Annotated in this window: 15 protein-coding genes; 6 read left to right on the forward strand and 9 right to left on the reverse strand. The window is 57.9% G+C overall.

The genetic code is table 11. From position 1 onward, the window contains the following. Positions 1 to 171: 171 nt before the first annotated feature. Positions 172 to 1656 (reverse strand): ABC transporter substrate-binding protein, encoded by a 1485-nt coding sequence (locus SADFL11_RS17020; protein ID WP_008195779.1) that lies wholly within the window; start codon positions 1654 to 1656, stop codon positions 172 to 174. Between the two features lie 412 nt (positions 1657 to 2068). Between SADFL11_RS17020 and SADFL11_RS25770 the strand changes: the two genes are divergently transcribed. Further along, on the forward strand, positions 2069 to 2626 hold the full coding sequence (locus SADFL11_RS25770) for a PAS and helix-turn-helix domain-containing protein (protein WP_008196105.1): 558 nt from the start codon (positions 2069 to 2071) through the stop codon (positions 2624 to 2626). Here SADFL11_RS25770 and SADFL11_RS17030 read toward each other — a convergent pair. The 5 genes from SADFL11_RS17030 to SADFL11_RS17050 form a co-directional block, all read right to left on the reverse strand. Beyond that, positions 2623 to 3711, reverse strand: a complete 1089-nt coding sequence (locus SADFL11_RS17030; protein WP_228198214.1) for a 1-phosphofructokinase family hexose kinase — start codon at positions 3709 to 3711, stop codon at positions 2623 to 2625. The genes SADFL11_RS25770 and SADFL11_RS17030 overlap by 4 nt on opposite strands. Before the next feature lie 62 nt (positions 3712 to 3773). Beyond that, positions 3774 to 4574: an FAD binding domain-containing protein gene (locus tag SADFL11_RS17035; RefSeq protein ID WP_008196400.1), complete on the reverse strand. Its 801-nt coding sequence runs from the start codon at positions 4572 to 4574 to the stop codon at positions 3774 to 3776. A 75-nt stretch (positions 4575 to 4649) separates the two neighbouring features. Beyond that, positions 4650 to 7010, reverse strand: a complete 2361-nt coding sequence (locus SADFL11_RS17040) for a xanthine dehydrogenase family protein molybdopterin-binding subunit (RefSeq protein ID WP_008195950.1) — start codon at positions 7008 to 7010, stop codon at positions 4650 to 4652. Between the two features lie 138 nt (positions 7011 to 7148). Continuing rightward, entirely contained in the window at positions 7149 to 7640 is a 492-nt protein-coding gene (locus SADFL11_RS17045; RefSeq protein WP_040451219.1) for a (2Fe-2S)-binding protein, read from the reverse strand. Between the two features lie 197 nt (positions 7641 to 7837). Then, positions 7838 to 8566, reverse strand: a complete 729-nt coding sequence (locus SADFL11_RS17050) for an SRPBCC family protein (RefSeq protein WP_008192952.1) — start codon at positions 8564 to 8566, stop codon at positions 7838 to 7840. Positions 8567 to 8788: 222 nt separating this feature from the next. Between SADFL11_RS17050 and SADFL11_RS17055 the strand changes: the two genes are divergently transcribed. Further along, positions 8789 to 9985 carry an FIST N-terminal domain-containing protein gene (locus SADFL11_RS17055; protein ID WP_008195695.1) on the forward strand — a complete coding sequence of 399 codons (1197 nt, stop codon included), beginning with the start codon at positions 8789 to 8791 and terminating at the stop codon, positions 9983 to 9985. Next, positions 9982 to 11334, forward strand: coding sequence for an ATP-binding response regulator (locus SADFL11_RS17060; protein ID WP_008190282.1), 1353 nt, complete (start codon positions 9982 to 9984; stop codon positions 11332 to 11334). The genes SADFL11_RS17055 and SADFL11_RS17060 overlap by 4 nt, the downstream gene beginning before the upstream one ends. Positions 11335 to 11356: 22 nt before the next feature. Here SADFL11_RS17060 and SADFL11_RS17065 read toward each other — a convergent pair whose 3' ends face one another. The 3 genes from SADFL11_RS17065 to SADFL11_RS17075 form a co-directional block, all read right to left on the reverse strand. Next, on the reverse strand, positions 11357 to 12061 hold the full coding sequence (locus SADFL11_RS17065; protein WP_008194764.1) for a response regulator: 705 nt from the start codon (positions 12059 to 12061) through the stop codon (positions 11357 to 11359). Between the two features lie 159 nt (positions 12062 to 12220). Beyond that, complete coding sequence (locus tag SADFL11_RS17070) at positions 12221 to 13210, reverse strand: NADPH:quinone reductase (protein WP_008191029.1); 990 nt, start codon at positions 13208 to 13210, stop codon at positions 12221 to 12223. Between the two features lie 131 nt (positions 13211 to 13341). Next, positions 13342 to 14295, reverse strand: coding sequence for a GlxA family transcriptional regulator (locus SADFL11_RS17075; protein WP_008189151.1), 954 nt, complete (start codon positions 14293 to 14295; stop codon positions 13342 to 13344). A gap of 79 nt (positions 14296 to 14374) precedes the next feature. Between SADFL11_RS17075 and SADFL11_RS17080 the strand changes: the two genes are divergently transcribed. From SADFL11_RS17080 to SADFL11_RS17090, 3 genes are read left to right on the forward strand one after another with little or no spacing between them, the layout of a single operon-like run. After that, positions 14375 to 15535, forward strand: coding sequence for an acyl-CoA dehydrogenase family protein (locus SADFL11_RS17080; RefSeq protein ID WP_008191281.1), 1161 nt, complete (start codon positions 14375 to 14377; stop codon positions 15533 to 15535). A gap of 2 nt (positions 15536 to 15537) precedes the next feature. Next, positions 15538 to 17571: an acetate--CoA ligase family protein gene (locus tag SADFL11_RS17085; RefSeq protein ID WP_008189159.1), complete on the forward strand. Its 2034-nt coding sequence runs from the start codon at positions 15538 to 15540 to the stop codon at positions 17569 to 17571. Then, entirely contained in the window at positions 17561 to 18346 is a 786-nt protein-coding gene (locus SADFL11_RS17090; RefSeq protein ID WP_040452690.1) for a carnitinyl-CoA dehydratase, read from the forward strand. The genes SADFL11_RS17085 and SADFL11_RS17090 overlap by 11 nt, the downstream gene beginning before the upstream one ends. Positions 18347 to 18437 lie beyond the last annotated feature (91 nt).

The following is an 18437-nucleotide window of genomic DNA, read 5'->3' on the forward strand; positions in this document are numbered from 1 at the left end:
CCGAAACGGCGCAATGTCATATGATTTCAATATCTTGGTAAAACCAAGAGATTAAAGGCTCACCTTGAGGAGGCGTAGCAGCGGGTTTCACTATGCCAAGCCCCCTCAAGGTGATGCTTAACCCCGCGTTCCGGTGGGTTGAAACGCTTGAGGAGTTAAGTTTAGGCGGGATCACTCCTCCCAATAGACAGCCGTCATGTCCGCCGCAGGGGTTGGCTGGTTAACCCAGAGGCCCTTGATCTTCGCATTTGCCACCGTCGGGAAGGCAAGCTGGAACAGATAACCGTTCACATAATCCTTGGAGAGCATTTCCTGAGCCTGCTTCAAAAGCTCGGACCGCTTCTCCGGATCGTTTTCAGCGGTGAGGTTTTCAAAGAGCTTCTGAAACTCAGGATTGTCGTACTGGAAGTAATAATCCGGGCGGGCATAGATGCCTATATCCATCGGTTCCACGTGACTGACGATTGTCAGACCGTAGTCCTTGCCACGGAACACTTGTTCCAGCCACTGCGCCCATTCCAGATTGGAGATCTCAGTTTCAATGCCGACAGCGCGCAGCTGTGCGGCGATGATTTCCCCGCCCCGGCGGGCATAGGACGGCGGCGGCAATTTCAAAGTCGTCGTAAAGCCATCCGGATACCCTGCTTCCGCCAGCAACTTCTTGGAGAGTTCCGGGTCGTAGGCGCTGTTGGCGGTCAGATCGACATAGTCCGGATTGTGCGGGGCAAAGTGTGTGCCGATTGGCGTGCCATAGCCGAACATGGCTCCATCAATAATTGCCTGACGATCGATGGCATGCGCGATAGCCTCGCGCACCTTAGCGTCATCAAGCGGCGGCAGCTTGTTGTTGGTCGAAAGGATTGTCTCGCCTTCGGTCGATCCAACCAACACCTGAAACCGCGGATCAGCTTCAAATTGCGGAAGGTTTTCAGGTGCAGGAAAACCAACAAAAGCATTGACGTCTTCTGCCATCACAGCGGCGAAGGCTGCGGTCGGATCGGAAATGAACTTGAAGGTCACATTGTCCAGTTTGGCGGGCGTGCCCCAATAGTCAGTGTTTTTCTCAAGATCGATCCGGTCACCCTGAACCCAATTCGAGAACCTGAATGCGCCCGTGCCAATCGGGTTGGTTTTGATGTTCTCAATAGACTCGGGTGCAACGATAACCGCATCGCCCCAAGCCAAGTTGAACAACAGACTGCCATTTGGCGTTGAGAGCGTGACCGCCACAGTCTGCGGGTCGACAACTTCAACGGATTCAATGCCGGTGAACAACGCTTTTTGCGCATTCTGGCTGTCATCCGATCGCGCGCGGTCCAGACTGAATTTCACGTCTTCGGCCGTCATATCGGTGCCATCGTGGAACTTGACGCCGGATTGCAGTTTGAAAGTATAGGTCTTGCCGTCTTCGGAAATCTCCCAGCTCTCGGCGAGGCCGGGCAAAATGGATCCGTCCGGCCCGAAGCGGGTCAATCCTTCAAAAACGTTCGAATAGAGGACCGAATCAATTGCACCGGCGGCCGCACTGGTCGGGTCGAGGTGTGGTGGTTCCAGCTGCATGGCCACCGTGATATCGCTCTTTGCATGGGCCAACCCCATGCTGGCAGACAATGCCAAGGCACTGATCAGGCCTGTTCCAACTTTTCCCAAACGCATAGCTACTCCCCTTTTGCCGTCCCGCGTACTGCGGCTTCACCAGCAGCTCGGCCAGCGAACGCGCGACCACCTTCGCTGAAACAAGCGTATAAATTTCGCCGGCATCGTCGTCCGGCTTCAGCACCAAACCCAGAATGCCAGGTCCATAGCCTATACAATTTTTGAGTTTGCCGGTCCGGTCAACATGCTTTTGATCACACATGCCGCCACTGATGAGGTGTCTGACCTGTTCGCCCGCTGTCAAAGGGAACGCGTACTCCAATGAGTCCGCCCACTTTGGCCTGCTTTCGGTCATGCCCGGGACAATCCAGTGTAAATCGTACACATCGTAGCAAGCTCATTGTTGGCAACTCATCGATAAACTATGCTACGAACTACCTACGGTTCCTACACCGTACAATCACGGTGACTTATGCTTGAGCTCGACCAAATAGCTTACGACCATGCCCCGATGGGTCTTGTTCTGACCGAACATCGGGTTATCCGTACCTGCAACGACACGTTTGCGCAGATGTTCGGATATGAGAAGGAAGACCTGATCGGTCAGAGCTTCCGGCTGCTTTACGGAACGGACCACGAGTTTCATCAGGTGCGGGACATTGGGCTGGAACCCTTGCGGCAGTCCTTACCGTATTCGGATGAACGGCTGATGCGGTGCGCCGACGGGAACCGGATCTGGTGCCGGTTCCGCGCCCGGACGCTGACACCTGAAGATCCATTGGCGCGGACCGTTCTGAGTTTTGCCTTGATAGAAACTAAGGACAGCGGCCCACAGCTCACCAAACGGGAGCGGGAAGTTGTCCTGTTGTTGTCTCAGGGCAAGACGAGCAAGGAAATCGCCCGCGACCTTGGCCTTTCGCCCCGTACAGTCGAGGACGTGCGCGCGCGGCTATTAAAGAAATTCGAAGTCAAGAACGTCGCCGTTCTGCTCGCCCGATTGGCAGGCCTGTCCAGCTCTCCAATGAGCTAGAGGCGCTCGGCCTTCTCCGCTTCATAGAGCGAAAGGACGTCCGTCCGGCGGCAGAGTTCAGTGCCGGAGGTCAAGGCCGTTGCAGCGCCAGCCGCCACCCCCAGCCGAAAGGCCTTCTCCATCGGGTGTCCTTGCGTCAGCGACCAGACCAGCGCGCCAACAAAACTGTCGCCTGCACCAACGGCTGACTTTGCCGCAACATGCCGGGCAGGCACCCGCAAGACTGTCTCCTTGTTGACCAGAAGCGCGCCCTTTGTGCCCAGCGTAACTGTGACGTTTTCTGCAGCGCCTTTATCGACCAGTTCTTTCGCGAAATTCCGGACACCATCTTCATCAAGCGGCCGGCCTGCAAGCTCTTGAAGTTCGCCCAAGCTTGGTTTGAACAAAAAGACGTTCCCATGATCCAGCGCCGCCTTCAAAGCAGGGCCGGACGTGTCGATCACGAACCGCCCCCCACGCTGAACCACTGGATCAATCATCTTCGCATAGGTGTCTTCCGGCACACCGCGTGGCAAGGATCCGCTAGCCACCACGTAGTCCGCACCGGCCTCACCAAGAAGATCAATGACCGGCTGGAGCTCGCCGTCGGCCACCTCCGGCCCTTCCGGTACAAACCGGTATTCAATCCCCGAGGTTTCCTCGTGAACCGCGAACGCCATCCGGACGGGATTTGAAATAGGAAACCGGCGCAGGGCAATTCCGGTTTCGGCCAGAAAAGCATCCAGCAGAATTCCCGTTGCACCGCCCGAAAGATAGGTCAGTTCCGGATCTCCGCCGAGTTCGGAAATCACCCGCGCAACGTTGACACCGCCACCGCCCGGATCCTGCCGCTGATTGGTGGTGCGTGTTTTGTGCATGGACTGCACACGCTCCGCATCACAGGAAACATCAATGGTGGGATTGAGCGCGATGCAAAGAACTTTGGTCATGGGATCCGTTTCGCTGGTGTCCCACTTGTTTTGCAAAAGTCTGTGGTCGTTCTCAAGTCCGGTGAACTGCGCAAAAGAAAACCCCTCTCCGATTGGGGAGAGGGGCTCGAGACTGTCGACTTCATCTGTCGCGTCCCGGCTTTGCACCGGGGTCACCCTCGATGAGGTCCCGGCGCAAGACCGGGACAGCACGTAGCGAAGAATTGAAAGCCGGTTATTTACCCAGCCGCAGCCACCGCCCGCTTTGCCATAACCGTCACAAGATTGGCACGGTAAGCAGCCGATCCGTGCAGATCCGACAAGAGATCATCCGCATTCGGTGCAATACCGGAGACCGCGTCCGCCGACCAGTTGCTGCCAAGAGCCGCTTCCATGTCATTCATACGGAAAACGCCATCCTGTCCTGCTCCTGTGACGGCAACCTTGATGGATCCATCTGAGCCCTGCGCCACGAACACACCGGCCATAGCGTAGCGAGACGCCGGGTTCGGGTATTTGGCGTAAGCGCTTTTCTGTGCACCGGGGAACTTCACGGACTGAACCACTTCATCTTCGTCCAGCGCGGTTTCGAACATCCCGGTGAAGAAGTCTTCTGCGGAAAGTTCCCGCTTGTTGGTGACGACGGTCGCGCCCAGCGCCACAAGCGCCGACGGATAATCAGCGGCCGGATCGTTGTTGGCGACAGAGCCGCCGATGGTGCCCATATGGCGGACCGCCGGGTCGCCGATACCGCCCGCCAGGGACGCAAGGCCCGGCAGTTTGGATTTGACGATATCGTTGGAGGCAACTTCCGCGTGGGTGGTCGCCGCACCAATGGCAACCCCATCCCCGTCGGCGCAAATGCCCTTCATTTCCGGGATCTGTGTAACGTCCACCAGATCAGAGGGAGCTGCAAGGCGTTGTTTCATGGTTGGCAGCAGGGTTTGTCCGCCACCCAGGATCTTGCCGTCATCGGCCTTGGCGAGCAGCTCGGCGGCTTCAGCAGCAGAACCGGCCCGGTGATAGGTTGTTTCATACATTTCAGGATCTCCCCAAAATAAATTCTCAATTGAGCGGGCGGCGTCTGCCGCCCGGAATGATGTTCGCTGTCGGCCTTATTCGGCTGCCAGTTTCATGCCTGACTGCGCCAGTGCCCAGACCCGTTCCGGTGTTGCCGGCATGGTCAGGTCATTGGAGCCCAGTGCGTCCGTGATCGCATTGATCACGGCTGGCGGAGAGCCAATCGCGCCGGCCTCACCGCAGCCTTTCATACCAAGCGGGTTGCCCGGGCATTCAGTCACATGGGTGGAAAGCTGGTAGGACGGCACATCATCGGCACGCGGCATGGTGTAATCCATGTAGGACGCCGTCAGGAGCTGACCGCCCTCGTCATAGGCCGCATTTTCCAGAAGCGCCTGACCGATCCCCTGTGTAATGCCGCCATGGACCTGGCCTTCGACGATCATCGGATTGATCACGTTGCCAAAGTCATCGGCCGCCACAAAACTGACGATTTCCGTCTTGCCGGTTTCCGGATCGATTTCCACCTCGCAGACATAGGTGCCTGCCGGGAAGGTGAAGTTGGTCGGATCGTAGAACGCGCCCTCCTTCAAACCCGGCTCCATGCCTTCCGGCAGGTTATGGGCAGTGTAAGCGGCAAGCGCCACTTCGGTAAACGACAGTTTCTTGTCGGTACCGGCCACCTTCAGCTCGCCGCCTTCGATCTGGATGTCGCCTTCGGCGGCTTCCATAAGGTGAGCTGCGATCTTCTTGGCCTTGGACTCGACCTTGTCGAGTGCCTTGACGATCGCGGACATGCCCACTGCGCCGGAGCGCGATCCGTAGGTGCCCATGCCGAACTGCACCTTGTCGGTGTCGCCGTGGACGATGGAAACCGAATCGGTGTCGAGGCCGAAACGCTCACTGATCAGCTGGGCAAAGGTGGTTTCGTGCCCTTGGCCGTGGCTGTGCGAGCCTGTCAGAACCTCAATGGTGCCAACCGGATTGACCCGGACTTCGGCCGATTCCCAAAGACCGACGCCAGCACCGAGTGATCCGACCGCAGCTGACGGCGCAATGCCGCAAGCTTCGATGTAGCAGGATAGGCCGATGCCGCGCAGCTTGCCGCGGGACGCGGCTTCCGCCTTGCGTGCAGCAAAACCATCGTAGTCTGCTGCCTTCAAGGCCGCGTCCAGCGTCGCATCATAATCACCGGCGTCGTAACACATGATCACCGGGGTCTGATGCGGAAAGGCCCGGATGAAGTTCTTCCGGCGGAACTCCGCCGGAGACAGCCCGACTTCGCGTGCCGCCGTTTCCATCATCCGCTCAACCAGATAGGTCGCTTCCGGACGTCCGGCTCCGCGATAGGCGTCAACCGGGGTCGTGTTGGTGTAAACCGCTTTCACGTTGGCGTGGATTGCCGGAATATCGTACTGGCCCGACAGCAGTGTCGCGTAGAGATACGTCGGTACGGACGATGAGAACAGCGACATGTAAGCGCCAATGTTTGCAACTGTCTTGACGCGGAAGCCAAGGATCTTGTTGTCGGCATCGAGCGCCAGTTCCGCCTCGGAGCGGTGATCACGGCCATGCGCATCGGTCAGGAACGCCTCGGTGCGATCCGAGACCCACTTGACCGGACGCCCCACGCGCTTGGACGCCCACAGGCAGACCATTTCTTCCGGGTAGATATAGATCTTGGACCCGAAGCCACCGCCGACATCCGGTGCGATTACCCGGAGTTTGTGTTCCGGCGCAACAGCATAAAACGCAGACAACACCAGACGCGCCACATGCGGGTTCTGTGATGTGGTGTAGAGCGTGTAATGCTCTTCGGCATCATCATACCCGGCAAGCGCCGCGCGCGGCTCCATTGGATTTGGCACCAGACGGTTGTTATGGATCTCCATCTTGGTAACGTGAGCGGCCTTTTCAAAGGCTTGGTTTGTGGCAGCCTCGTCACCAATTTCCCAATCGAAAATCAGATTGCCTTCGGCTTCCGGGTGGAGCTGCGGTGCGCCGGGCTTCAATGCATTCAACGGATCAACGACAGCGTCCAGTTCCTCGTAATCGACAACCACCGCATCCGCAGCATCGCGGGCCTGGGCCTGCGTGTCTGCGATAACAACGGCAACGGCCTGACCGACGTGGCGAACAGTTTCCGGCTCAAGGGCGCGCCAGCCGCCCATTTTCATCGGCGTGCCGTCCTTGGAATGGATCATCCAGCCGCAAATCAGGTTGCCAATCCCGTCTCCGATGAGCTGATCGCCTGTTAAAACGGCATCAACACCCGGCATCGCCAAAGCGGCTTCGGCGTCTATGTTAGCGACTTTTGCATGTGCATGCGGTGAGCGCACAAAAGCGGCGTACCCCATGCCAGGCATGGTCATGTCATCGGTGTACCGGCCCTTGCCGGTGATGAAGCGCTTGTCTTCCTTGCGCAGGGCGCGGGCGCCAATCCCCTCTACTGCCATCACTCTCTCCCTAAAACTGTGTGGCTTTGGCCCCTGCCGGCTGTGCTGCACCGTTCCTCCCGGCAACACATTGGCAGTCAGGCCGTAAATACGTCCCATGCACCGGAGTGCACGCTAACTAGCGGCGAGTACCTCGTGCTACTCGGCAGCTTGGGCCATGCCGGCCATTTGGTCGGAGGCAGCTTTGATCGCCTTGACGATGTTCTGATAGCCGGTGCAGCGGCAGATGTTGCCTTCCAGTTCGTGGCGGATGGTTTTTTCATCCAGGTTACCGGCGCCATGGCGATTGATCATGTCGATCGCGCTCATGATCATCCCTGGTGTACAGAAGCCGCATTGCAGACCGTGATGCTCGCGGAAGGCTGCCTGGACCGGATGCAGATTGTCCGCACTGCCGACGCCTTCCAGGGTGACAACCTCGGCGCCATCGGCCTGAGCTGCCAGCAGCGTACAAGCCTTTACAGCCTTGCCGTTCACATGAACCACACAGGCTCCGCACTGCGAGGTGTCGCAGCCCACATGGGTTCCGGTCAAACCGCGCACGTCCCGGATGAACCCGACCAGAAGCGTGCGGTCCTCCACATCTGCTGAAACGGACTTACCGTTCAGCACCATCGACACTTTTGCCATGAATTCTTCTCCCTCAGATACTTCCAGATCTGAACACCCGCGTCCAAAGGGTCTTCGGATCCAAATTTCTCCGGCTTACCGCCGGTTGTTCGGCTTGTCCGGTCCGGTTTTAAAGTCCAGTCCCGGATCCTCCATCCAGAGACTTTCCAAAACACCGGACCAAACGTCAACTGCCGCCGAAACAGCGGCAGTCAAATTCAGCTGGCCAATGCCAACACAACAATGAGGCCTGCCAAGGCGATCAACCCCCAGACCATGGGGCCGCCAAAGGCACCGCGACCGGCCGCCGATTCAATGTTTTCTTCCGCCTTGTGCAGCTGGTCTTCGACGGCGTGTTCAGCTTCTTCCAGTGCATGCACAACCCCGGAAGGGGTGTCTTCAACGGCAAGCCGCTTGGCTTCTTCTGCAACGCCGGGATCCAATTCCTCCGCGTTTCCAGCCGATGCCTCCGCAACCGTTTCGGTGGTTTCTTCTGCCGCCGGCGCAGGACCGGCAACGGCTTCAGAGAACTTTGCGAAAAAGTCTTCCGCCATTTTCTTCGCAGTGGAATCGATCAGCCGGCTGCCAAGCTGCGCCAGCTTGCCGCCAACTTGCGCCTTTGCGGTGTACTCCAGCAACGTGCCGCCTTCGACTTCGGTCAGCTTCACGTCTGCGGAGCCTTTCGCAAATCCGGCCACGCCGCCCTTGCCTTCACCGACGATCGTATAACTCTCCGGAGCATTAATGTTCTCAAGGGTGACCGCACCTTTGAACTTGGCCTTTACCGGACCAATCTTTGAGGTCACGGCTGCCGTCATTTCGGTGTCGGATGTCTTTTCGAGGGATTCACAACCGGGAATGCTTGCTTTCAAAATCTCCGCATCATTCAGTGCGGCCCAGACAGCATCCCGCGATGCTGCAATCACCTGACTGCCCGATATGTCCATTGTGGTCCTCCAAAGCCGATTTTTTTCCAAAATCGTTGGTTCATAGAAAAGAACAGAGTGCTGTCCCTGTACACTGTACTTTAGGTCACGCCCTCCAAATCCGATACCGCGACCAGAGCAGGAACCAGGCTCGCTTTACAAGTCTTCGTTTCAACAGCTACAAATTTATAGTGGTGACGGCAATCCCGGAGACAAGAGGCCGCTGTCATCCGGGAGGATACTTTGGACGCGAATGCCTGGACGCAATTCGGCTGCGGGGTCGTAGCTTTGACCGCTCGCCAGCCAGACGATGCTCGATTTTGGGCAGATCTGGAAGCCGCCGCTCAATCTTCGGCGTATTCCCTTGGATTGATCTTTTATTCCCAGGACAGTTTTCCGGCGGACCTGTTACGGTCGAAAATGGCTGAGTGCGCTGTCGGTTTGCCCTATGCAGCGTGTTCAACAGCCGACGAAATTGGCGGTGTGGATGAGGGCGCCGGCCGGTGTCTGGCCATCTTGTTTCCGAAAGATCAGTTTGCGATCACGCCATTCAGGATCGACGGGATCCGATCCATCGGTTTTGACCGCATCGTTGCCCAGGTGAAACGGGAACGGCAGGCCTTTGAACACGACCCGGCACCATTTGCAGGCACGGAAGACAAAGGTGACACCTTTGCCCTTTGCCTAATCGATGGCCTGTCGGTAGTAGAGGAGATGGTCACCGCCGCCCTGCACTGGGCTTTGGAGGACATTCCTCTTCTTGGCGGTTCCGCTGGCGACAGCATGCATTTTTCAAAGACTTCGCTGATCCTCAACGGGGCAGCCGGAGATGATTGCGCCATCGTCCTTTTGTGCCGCAGCCGCATCCCTTTCAAGATCTTCAAGACCGACAACTTCATTCCGACCGACCGAAAGCTGGTTGTCACCCGCTCTGATCCGGCACGCAGGATTATCTACGAATTCAACGCCGCTGAAGCTGCGTCCGAGTATGCCCTTGCTGTCGGGCTTGATCCTTCGTCACTGTCTCCACTGAGTTTTGCGTCCCATCCGCTCGTGGTCCGGGTTGGCGGTGAGTATTATTGCCGCTCGGTGCAAAAGGTGAACCCGGACGGGTCGCTCTCCTTCTTCTGTGCAATCGACGACGGGATTGTCCTGACCGTTGCCGAGCCCACGGGCATGAGCCGGTCAACGCGGGAAGCATTCGAGAGTGTCGATGCTGAAATCGGCGGCATCGACTTTGTGCTCGGGTTCGACTGCGCCCTTCGCCGGATTGATGCGCAAAACCGGCAGGCGACGCAGCGCATCAATGCGATCTATGACGCCTACAACGTGCTCGGCTTCAACACATACGGTGAGCAGTATCTGTCGATGCATCTCAATCATACGTTCACCGGAATTGCCTTTGCGAAACCCCCAGCCGAACCGGAAACGCCATCATGAGCCTTTATGATATCGATGACCCGGTCCGGCTGAAAAAGATCAATGCAGCGCTGGTCAATCGCGTTGAGCAGGCGGTCGATCAACAGCGCAACGCGTTTTCGCTGTTTGAAACGGCCATTTCCCTTGAGGGCCAGATCCGGAAGCGGACGGATGAGCTGACGTCGGCCTTGCGCCGCGTGGAAGAAATCAACGTCGAGCTCGCCCGCCAGAAAGACATATCGGAGCGGGCCAACCGGTCGAAAACACAGTTTCTGGCGGCCGCCAGTCATGACATTCTGCAACCGCTCAATGCAGCCCAGTTGACGATCTCGTCACTCTACGACCTCCAGCAATCGGACAAGGCAATAGCCATGGTTGCGCAGGTCGAGCGGTCTCTCGACACGATGAATGAGCTCTTGCGCACGTTGCTTGATATTTCGCGTCTGGATGCGGGCGTGACAATGCCGCGCTTCACCTCCGTGCCGATCCCCCCAATTCTGGACAGTCTCCTGTCCGATCTTCGGCCCATGGCCGAAAAAAAGGGACTGCGGCTGCGGGTGGCCGTGACAAATGACTGCGTCTACACCGACCGGCTGATGCTGCGGCGCGCACTTCAGAACCTGATCTCCAACGCCATTCATTATACGGATAAAGGCGGTGTCTTGATCGGCACCCGGCGGCAGGGGGATCGGATTTCAATTGAAGTGATCGATACCGGCCGCGGTATTCCGGAAGACCAGCAAGAAAAGATCTTTGAGGAGTTTCATCGCGGACCACTGTCAGAGGGAGCGGCGGACCAAGGGACCGGGCTTGGCTTGGGCCTTGCCATCGTTAATCGTCTTGTGACGGCGCTCAATCACGAGGTCTCCGTTCAATCATCTCCGGGCAAAGGCAGCGTCTTCCGCATCAGTGCGCTGAGGGCCTCAACTCCCCCGGCATTGCAAACTGCAGAAACCCAGCCTTCAGCTCCGCCCGCAGCCAAGGGCAACCTTTCCGGCCGCAAGATATTGGTTCTGGAAAATGATCCGGCCGTTGTTGAGGCAATGGAGGGGTTGCTTGCGAACTGGGGCTGCGAATTCAAGGTGGGGCGGTCCACACGGGATGCGCTGGAAGCATTGGAAAGCTTAGGCTGGATCCCGGATCTGATCATCGCCGATCACCATCTGGATCATGGCAATCTCGGAACTGAAACACTGGCCCAGCTTTTCACCATCCTGCCAACCAAAGTGCCGGCAATCCTTGCGACAGCCGATGCTTCCGAAACTGTTGTTGAAGAAGCCAAGCGGCTTGGTGTTGAACACATGCCGAAGCCTGTGAAACCGGCGCAATTGCGAGCCCTGGCAACCCATCTGATCAACGGCGGCGAATAGTCTCTGTCAGCTATTGGACCGATTAGGCGGGCGCTGCTGCTGTTGACAGCTCGAACGGACTGGCGGTGCCCAGCGCCTCAAGGCGATTGACCTCAATGACGGCCTGCGTCCGGCTGGAAACACTCAATTTGCGCAAGATTTCAGACACATGCGCCTTAACCGTGGTTTCACCAACCGACAGTTCATAGGCAATCTGCTTGTTGAGAAGGCCATTGCAGATCATTTGCAACACACGGATTTGCTGAGGCGTCAGGCTGGACAGCCGTTCGATCATTTTGCGAGTGTCATCGTCAAGCGGGTCTTCCGCACCGTCCGCATAGGTTTCCGGCACATAAACTGCCCCGTTCATAACCTGCTGAATGGCATCGGCCAGCGTCGTCTTCTTCGAGGATTTCGGGATAAATCCAGCCGCTCCATAAGCCAAAACTTGCGCAATGATCGGCGGATCCTCAGCCCCTGAGACAACAACCACCGGAAGGCGCGGATAATGGGTTCTCAAATGCAGCAGCCCGTCCATTCCCTTGACCCCTGGCATCGATAGATCCAGGAGCGCCAGATCAAATCCGGCATCGTCCTGCAAGATCTGGTTCGCCTCATCAAGTGACGCTGCATCGAGCGTATCTGAGTTCGGATAGGCAAGCTCAACGGCGCTGTGCAACGCTTCGCGAAACAGCGGGTGATCATCGATGATCAGAAACTTGCTGGCGCTGCCGGTCTCCATGGACATTGCTGCGGACCTCCCTTCCGCGTCTTGATATCTGCCGCTTCATGGCCAGTGTGCTTGTTATCCGGCCACGGTGCGAACAGACCACCAGTGTTTCGCGGTCCCTGTCCGAACTCAACTGTTCTTTAGATCAAGTACAAGAATCGTGACGAATGCGTTGGCCTATAGGTCGGCGACCTTGATCACCGTCGTACCGATTTTGGTACCAGCCTCCACAAAGGCGTGGGCTTCGGCAGTCTGGTCCAGCGAGAACGTACGGGCAACCGGATGCTGCAATTCGTTGTTGGTCAGCCAGCCGGTAATATCCACAACAGCAGCGGTTCGCGCGGCTTCGGGCAGCACATAGACCAGTACCATCCGCAAGGTCTGCCCGGCAAACATCATTGGGTAAAACGGAAGTTTCGGTTCCGGGTCCGCCATGGAGCCATAGGCAGCAACCGTTCCGTTCTGCGCCAGCACCTTTTGTGTGACGGAGAGATTGCCTCCGAACTCCACCTCGACGATCCGGTCCACACCCTTTCCATCCGTTGCGTCCAATATGGCTGCGGCAACATCCTCGGTCCGATAGTTCAAAACGACATCCGCGCCCATCTTCCGCGCATGCTCAGCCTTTTCCTCCGAGCTGACGGTGGTGAACACCCGGGCACCGCGCAGCTTGGCCATCTGGATGGCATAGGACCCCACAGTACCCGCGCCGCCGGTCACCAAAATATCCTGACCATCAATCGACCCGTCGGCAAAGAGGCATCGGTGCGCGGTCATCGCAGGAATGCCGAGACAAGCGCCCGCCTCGAAACTTGCCTCCGTTGGCAGGTAGACGGCCTGCTCCTCATGCAGGGCGACGAGAGTTGCGTTCGATCCATGTGGCCGTTTCCAAGCCGCATTCCAAAGCCAGACCCGCTCGCCGATACGCTCCTCATTCACACCCTCACCAACGGCCACGATCCGGCCGGCACCATCGCTGTGCGGGATGATGCGCTCAAATGCCATCGGCCCGCGCGCGCCCGCCCGGGACTTCACATCCGAAGGGTTAGGAGCCGAGGTTGCCACCTGCACCAGAACTTCGCCTGGAGCCGGTTTGGGATCGTCCAGATCTCCAACAATAATCACCTCGGAGGCCGGTCCATTTTTTTCGTAGTACGCGGCTTTCATGTCTTTGTTCCTGCTCTTGGTTTCAGCGGGTGGCCGGTTTGTGGGTCTTTGAGCATTTATATGGTGTGCGAATAGGACTGAGCCCGAAAATAAATTTGTTTCCCCGCCATATTGTCTCATTGCTGCACCCATCAGCGCTCCTGCCTCGGAGGAGATCCGAATTCAAGCCGGTAGGCGCGCGTCATGGCGCTGGCGTTTTGGTATCCGCAGCGCACGGCGATCTCCGCGATGGTCAGATCCGTCGACTGAACCAGACGCCGCGCTTCCCTAAGCCGGATTGATTTATAAACCGCCAGCGGCGTCATCCCGAACTCGGACCGAAAGCGTGTTTCGAGTAAACGCTGATCAACCTTGAGCCTTCCTGCAACGGTGGGAATGGCAAGGGGAGTTTCGATATTCCGCCGCATCAAGGCGGTTGCTTCGCGCATGAGGCCATCACCGGAACGCACCGGCAACAAGTCCGGACGCTCACCGGCGCTGCCATGCATGAACAGGGCAGCCACCTCCAGCGCAAAGAGAGGGCTGTGGTCTTTCTTGATAATCTCCAGCATCAACTCGAATGTCGTAGATGCCCCGCCACAAGTGGCAATCCGGTTTTCCAGCACAAACCGGTCTTCAACGACATCCACCTCAGGAAAGGTTTCGGAAAAACCTGCAAACTCGTCCCAGTGAATAGTGACCCGAGCATCCTCCAGGACGCCGGCGGCCGCGAGCATCCATGCACCCGTGTCGAGACCTCCAAGCAGCTTGAACCGCGCCCGTGCAGCCCGGAGGATCTGATGCAGCTTTGGCGTTGAAAATGCCTTGAAGCCGTAGCTCGGCATAACAAACAGGTAGTCGCCGCCCGGCGGCGCCTGCTGCCACTTGAGCGTTTCCACTGGCAGGCCGCTGGACGACGTTACCGTGCCGCCCTCAACGCTGACATGCTGCCAGGAATAGAGCTCTTTGCGCGCGATGGTGTTGGCGGCCCGGAACGGCTCGACAGCGTTGGCCAGACAATGGTTGGAAAAGTTGTCGAACAGCAGCACACAGATTGACCGAACCTGCGAAACCTTCTCATCTTTGGTTTTTATCAAAATCTGCACGATATCTTACCAAAACTGCACAGACGATCAGCTTTCTTTCTCTCACTCTCGATCAATCAAATCAAGAGAGGCGCTGGCGATGCATTTTGGCCTGACCGACGAACAAGAGATGATCGTGTCCACCGTACGGTCTTTCGTTGAAAATGAAATCTACCCACACGAGGAGATGGTGGAGAAGACCGGTCAGGTGCCCCATGAGCTTGGGGAAGAACTCAAGCAAAAATGTATCGACCTCGGGTTTTATGCCTGCAATTTCCCGGAAAGCGTCGGCGGCGCGGGTCTTGGCCACCTCGATTTCACGCTTGTCGAGCGCGAGCTTGGCCGCGGGTCCATGGCGCTCAACCATTTCTTCGGCCGACCGCAGAACATCCTGATGGCCTGTGAAGGCGAGCAAAAGGAAAAATACCTGCTCCCGGCTGTGCGCGGCGAGAAAATGGACGCTTTGGCCATGACCGAACCGGACGCTGGGTCCGACGTGCGGGGCATGAAATGCCAGGCGGTCCGCGATGGCGGGGATTGGGTGATCAACGGGTCCAAGCACTTCATTTCCGGGGCCGAGCATGCCGATTTCTTTATCGTCTTCGTGGCCACCGGCGTGGACGAAACGCCAAAAGGACCGAAAAAACGGATCACCTGTTTTTTGGTGGATCGCGGCACGCCTGGTTTCGAAGTACGCGACGGCTACAACTCCGTCAGCCACAAAGGCTACAAGAATTATATTCTGTACTTCGACCAATGCCGTTTGCCGAATGCGCAGGTGCTGGGTGAAGTCGACGGCGGCTTTGAGGTCATGAACGAATGGCTCTATGCCACGCGCCTGACCGTTGCGGCCATGAGCGTTGGCCGCGCACGCCGCTGCTTCGACTATGCGGTGAACTATGCTGCCGAACGCAAGCAATTCGGCCAATCCATCGCCAAATTCCAGGGTATCAGCTTCCAGGTTGCCGACATGATCACGGAGATCGACGCGGCGGACTGGCTGACGCTTGCCGGGGCATGGCGTCTCGACCAAAGCCTGCCCGCCAATCGGGAAATCGCAAGCGCCAAGGTTTATGCGACCGAAATGCTGGCGCGCGTGACCGACACCACCTTGCAGATCTTCGGCGGCATGGGCCTGATGGATGATTTCCCGATCGAACGCTTCTGGCGCGATGCGCGGGTTGAGCGCATTTGGGACGGCACCAGCGAGATCCAGCGGCACATCATCAGCCGGGACATTTTCCGTCCGCTGGGAGCATAAGGATGCGGTCCTTGAACCGGCTGCTGAACCCGCGCTCGATTGCGGTTGTGGGCGGGGGCACCTGGTGCGAAAGCGTCCTCAAGCAGTGCCACGCCTTTGGCTACACGGGCCAATTGACGGCCGTTCATCCAAAACGCAGCGAGATCGCAGGTTTTCCGGCGGTCTTGTCCCTTGACCAGTTGAACGAAGCACCGGACGCGATTTTCGTCGGCGTCAACCGGCATGCGACCATCGAAGTGATCCGTCAGGCAGCGCAATTGGGCGCAGGCGGTGCAGTTTGTTTTGCGTCCGGCTTCCGGGAAGCTGCGGCAGAACTGGAAGATGGCGTTGGCCTCCAGGAAGAGCTGGTGGCCGCCGCCGGTGACATGCCGATCCTCGGACCCAATTGCTACGGGTTCATCAACGCGCTGGAAACCGCGTCGCTCTGGCCGGATCAGCACGGTTTAGCGAAGGTTTCCAACGGCGTTGCCATTATCTCGCAGAGTTCCAACATTGCCCTGAACCTCACCATGCAGGCGCGGGGCCTGCCAATTGCCTACATCATGACAGTGGGCAATCAGGCGCAGTCGGGATTATCTCACATCGGCGAGGCTTTGCTTGATGATGACCGGGTCACAGCGATCGGTCTTCATATCGAGGGGATCGACGATCTCCCGTCCTTTGAAGCCTTCGCGAGAAAGGCCTGGGCCTGCGGAAAACCGGTCGTGGCGCTGAAGACCGGCCGTTCCGATCAGGCTCAGGCTGCCACGATCTCGCATACGGCCTCCATTGCCGGCTCGTCCGCAGGCGCGACGGCCCTGTTTGACCGGCTCGGCATTGCTGAGGTCCGGTCTCTTCCGGTGCTTCTGGAAACGCTCAAACTGATGCACGTCCATGGACCGCTTACATCTGAGCGGATCGCATCGCTCTCCTGTTCCGGCGGCGAAGCCAGTCTCATGGCGGATCTCGGGCTGACCCATGATGTTATTTTTCCAGACCTCACCCAAACCCAGTCAGACGGACTGAGAGAAGCGCTCGGCCCCAAAGTCGCCCTCGCCAACCCGCTCGACTATCACACCTATATCTGGGGTGACTCGGATGCGATGACGGCCACTTTTGCCGCCATGATGACCGGAGATCTGGCGCTTGGCCTCATAGTCCTCGATTTCCCAAGGGAAGACCGCTGCGATGGCGCTGAGTGGGAAAAGGTGATCGGCTCCATCGAAGCGGCTGCCAACCTGTCGAACAAGCCGATGGGCATTGTCAGCTCTTTGGTCGAAGCCCTGCCGGAATCCATTGCAGCAAACCTCATCGACCGTGGCTTAGTTCCCTTTTCAGGCATGGAAGAGGCCCTTGCAGCCATCGCAGCCGCGTCAAATATGGCACCCCCTCCAGCTGACAACGTCTTCACCTCACCACCTTTGACGAGCCCTGAAACCCTGAGCGAACACCAAGCCAAGCAACAGCTTGGAGCCTTCGGGATTCGGGTACCCAAAAGCGGCACCGCAGCCTCCCCGGAGAAGGCGGCAGAAGTGGCTGAAAGCGTTGGCTTTCCAGTCGTTTTAAAAGGGCAGGGAATTGCGCACAAAAGCGAAGCCGGGGCGGTTATACTCAATCTCAATTCGCGGGAAGATGTTGAGGTGGCCGCGGGCAAAATGCCTGTCGGTACCTTTCTCGTGGAGGAGATGGTCACCGGCGCGCAGGCAGAGCTCCTGATCGGCATCGTGAAGGACCCTGGGCATGGCCATGTTCTCACCATCGCTGCCGGCGGCGTTTTTACCGAACTCCTGCAAGACGGCGTGTCTCTCACCATTCCCGCCAACCGCCGAGAGATTGAAGAAGCCCTCGAACACCTGAAAATCTCAAAAGTACTCGCCGGCTACCGGGGCCGGCCTGCTTGCGACCTTCCCAAGGTTCTCGATACGATCATGGCTCTCCAAGACTACGTTCAATCCGGAACGGTCGAAGAGGCCGAGATAAATCCCCTCCTTTGCGGCCAGGATTTTGCGATTGCGGCCGATGCCCTCATCAGATGCGGACAAAATCATGACGGATAACCCAATCAAGACAAGCGTCACCGGCCATATTCTGGAGGTCACGCTCGACCGTCCGAAGGCCAATGCCATCGATCTCAAGACAAGCCGGATCATGGGAGACATCTTCACTGACTTTCGCGACAACCCGGATCTGCGGGTGGTGATTGTCACCGGCGCCGGCGAGAAGTTCTTCTGCCCTGGCTGGGACTTGAAGGCTGCCGCCGGCGGTGATGCGGTCGATGGTGATTACGGCAAAGGCGGCTTTGGCGGATTGCAGGAATTGCGCGGCCTCAACAAGCCGGTGATCGCGGCCGTAAACGGCATTTGCTGCGGCGGCGGACTGGAGCTCGCCCTGTCTGCCGACATTATTCTGGCTGCCGATCACGCGACATTTGCCCTTCCGGAAATCCGCTCCGGTACGGTTGCCGATGCGGCCAGCATCAAACTGCCCAAGCGCATCCCGTATCATATTGCCATGGAAATGCTCCTGACAGGCCGCTGGATCGAAGTCGAGGAAGCCGCCCGCTGGGGTCTCGTCAACCACGTCCTTCCGGCTGCTGACTTGATGAGCGAGGCTCGGAAGATGGCCGAGTTGCTCGCCTCAGGCCCACCGCTTGTCTACGCCGCGATCAAGGAAGTCGTTCGTGAAGCGGAAGACATGAAATTCCAGGATGCCATGAACCGCATCACCAAGAGCCAGTTCGAAACCGTCGAACGGCTCTATCGATCGGAAGATCAACTTGAGGGCGCGCGTGCCTTTGCAGAAAAACGCGATCCGGTCTGGAAGGGCCGCTAGAGCATCGTGCGCTCAGGAAAACGCACAAAGATGCTCTATCACTTTAAAAACGATCAGCTTTTGGCCGTTCTCCCTAGTCCGGTTGAACGCC

This window comes from Roseibium alexandrii DFL-11, from assembly GCF_000158095.2.
GTDB lineage: Bacteria > Pseudomonadota > Alphaproteobacteria > Rhizobiales > Stappiaceae > Roseibium > Roseibium alexandrii.

Coding starts and splice junctions, on each gene's coding strand:
- SADFL11_RS17020 (WP_008195779.1), bottom strand. CDS start 1,656: ATGCGTTTGGGAAAAGTTGGAACAGGCCTGATCAGTGCCTTGGCATTG.
- SADFL11_RS25770 (WP_008196105.1), top strand. CDS start 2,069: ATGCTTGAGCTCGACCAAATAGCTTACGACCATGCCCCGATGGGTCTT.
- SADFL11_RS17035 (WP_008196400.1), bottom strand. CDS start 4,574: ATGTATGAAACAACCTATCACCGGGCCGGTTCTGCTGCTGAAGCCGCC.
- SADFL11_RS17040 (WP_008195950.1), bottom strand. CDS start 7,010: ATGGCAGTAGAGGGGATTGGCGCCCGCGCCCTGCGCAAGGAAGACAAG.
- SADFL11_RS17045 (WP_040451219.1), bottom strand. CDS start 7,640: ATGGCAAAAGTGTCGATGGTGCTGAACGGTAAGTCCGTTTCAGCAGAT.
- SADFL11_RS17050 (WP_008192952.1), bottom strand. CDS start 8,566: ATGGACATATCGGGCAGTCAGGTGATTGCAGCATCGCGGGATGCTGTC.
- SADFL11_RS17060 (WP_008190282.1), top strand. CDS start 9,982: ATGAGCCTTTATGATATCGATGACCCGGTCCGGCTGAAAAAGATCAAT.
- SADFL11_RS17065 (WP_008194764.1), bottom strand. CDS start 12,061: ATGTCCATGGAGACCGGCAGCGCCAGCAAGTTTCTGATCATCGATGAT.
- SADFL11_RS17070 (WP_008191029.1), bottom strand. CDS start 13,210: ATGAAAGCCGCGTACTACGAAAAAAATGGACCGGCCTCCGAGGTGATT.
- SADFL11_RS17080 (WP_008191281.1), top strand. CDS start 14,375: ATGCATTTTGGCCTGACCGACGAACAAGAGATGATCGTGTCCACCGTA.
- SADFL11_RS17085 (WP_008189159.1), top strand. CDS start 15,538: ATGCGGTCCTTGAACCGGCTGCTGAACCCGCGCTCGATTGCGGTTGTG.
- SADFL11_RS17090 (WP_040452690.1), top strand. CDS start 17,561: ATGACGGATAACCCAATCAAGACAAGCGTCACCGGCCATATTCTGGAG.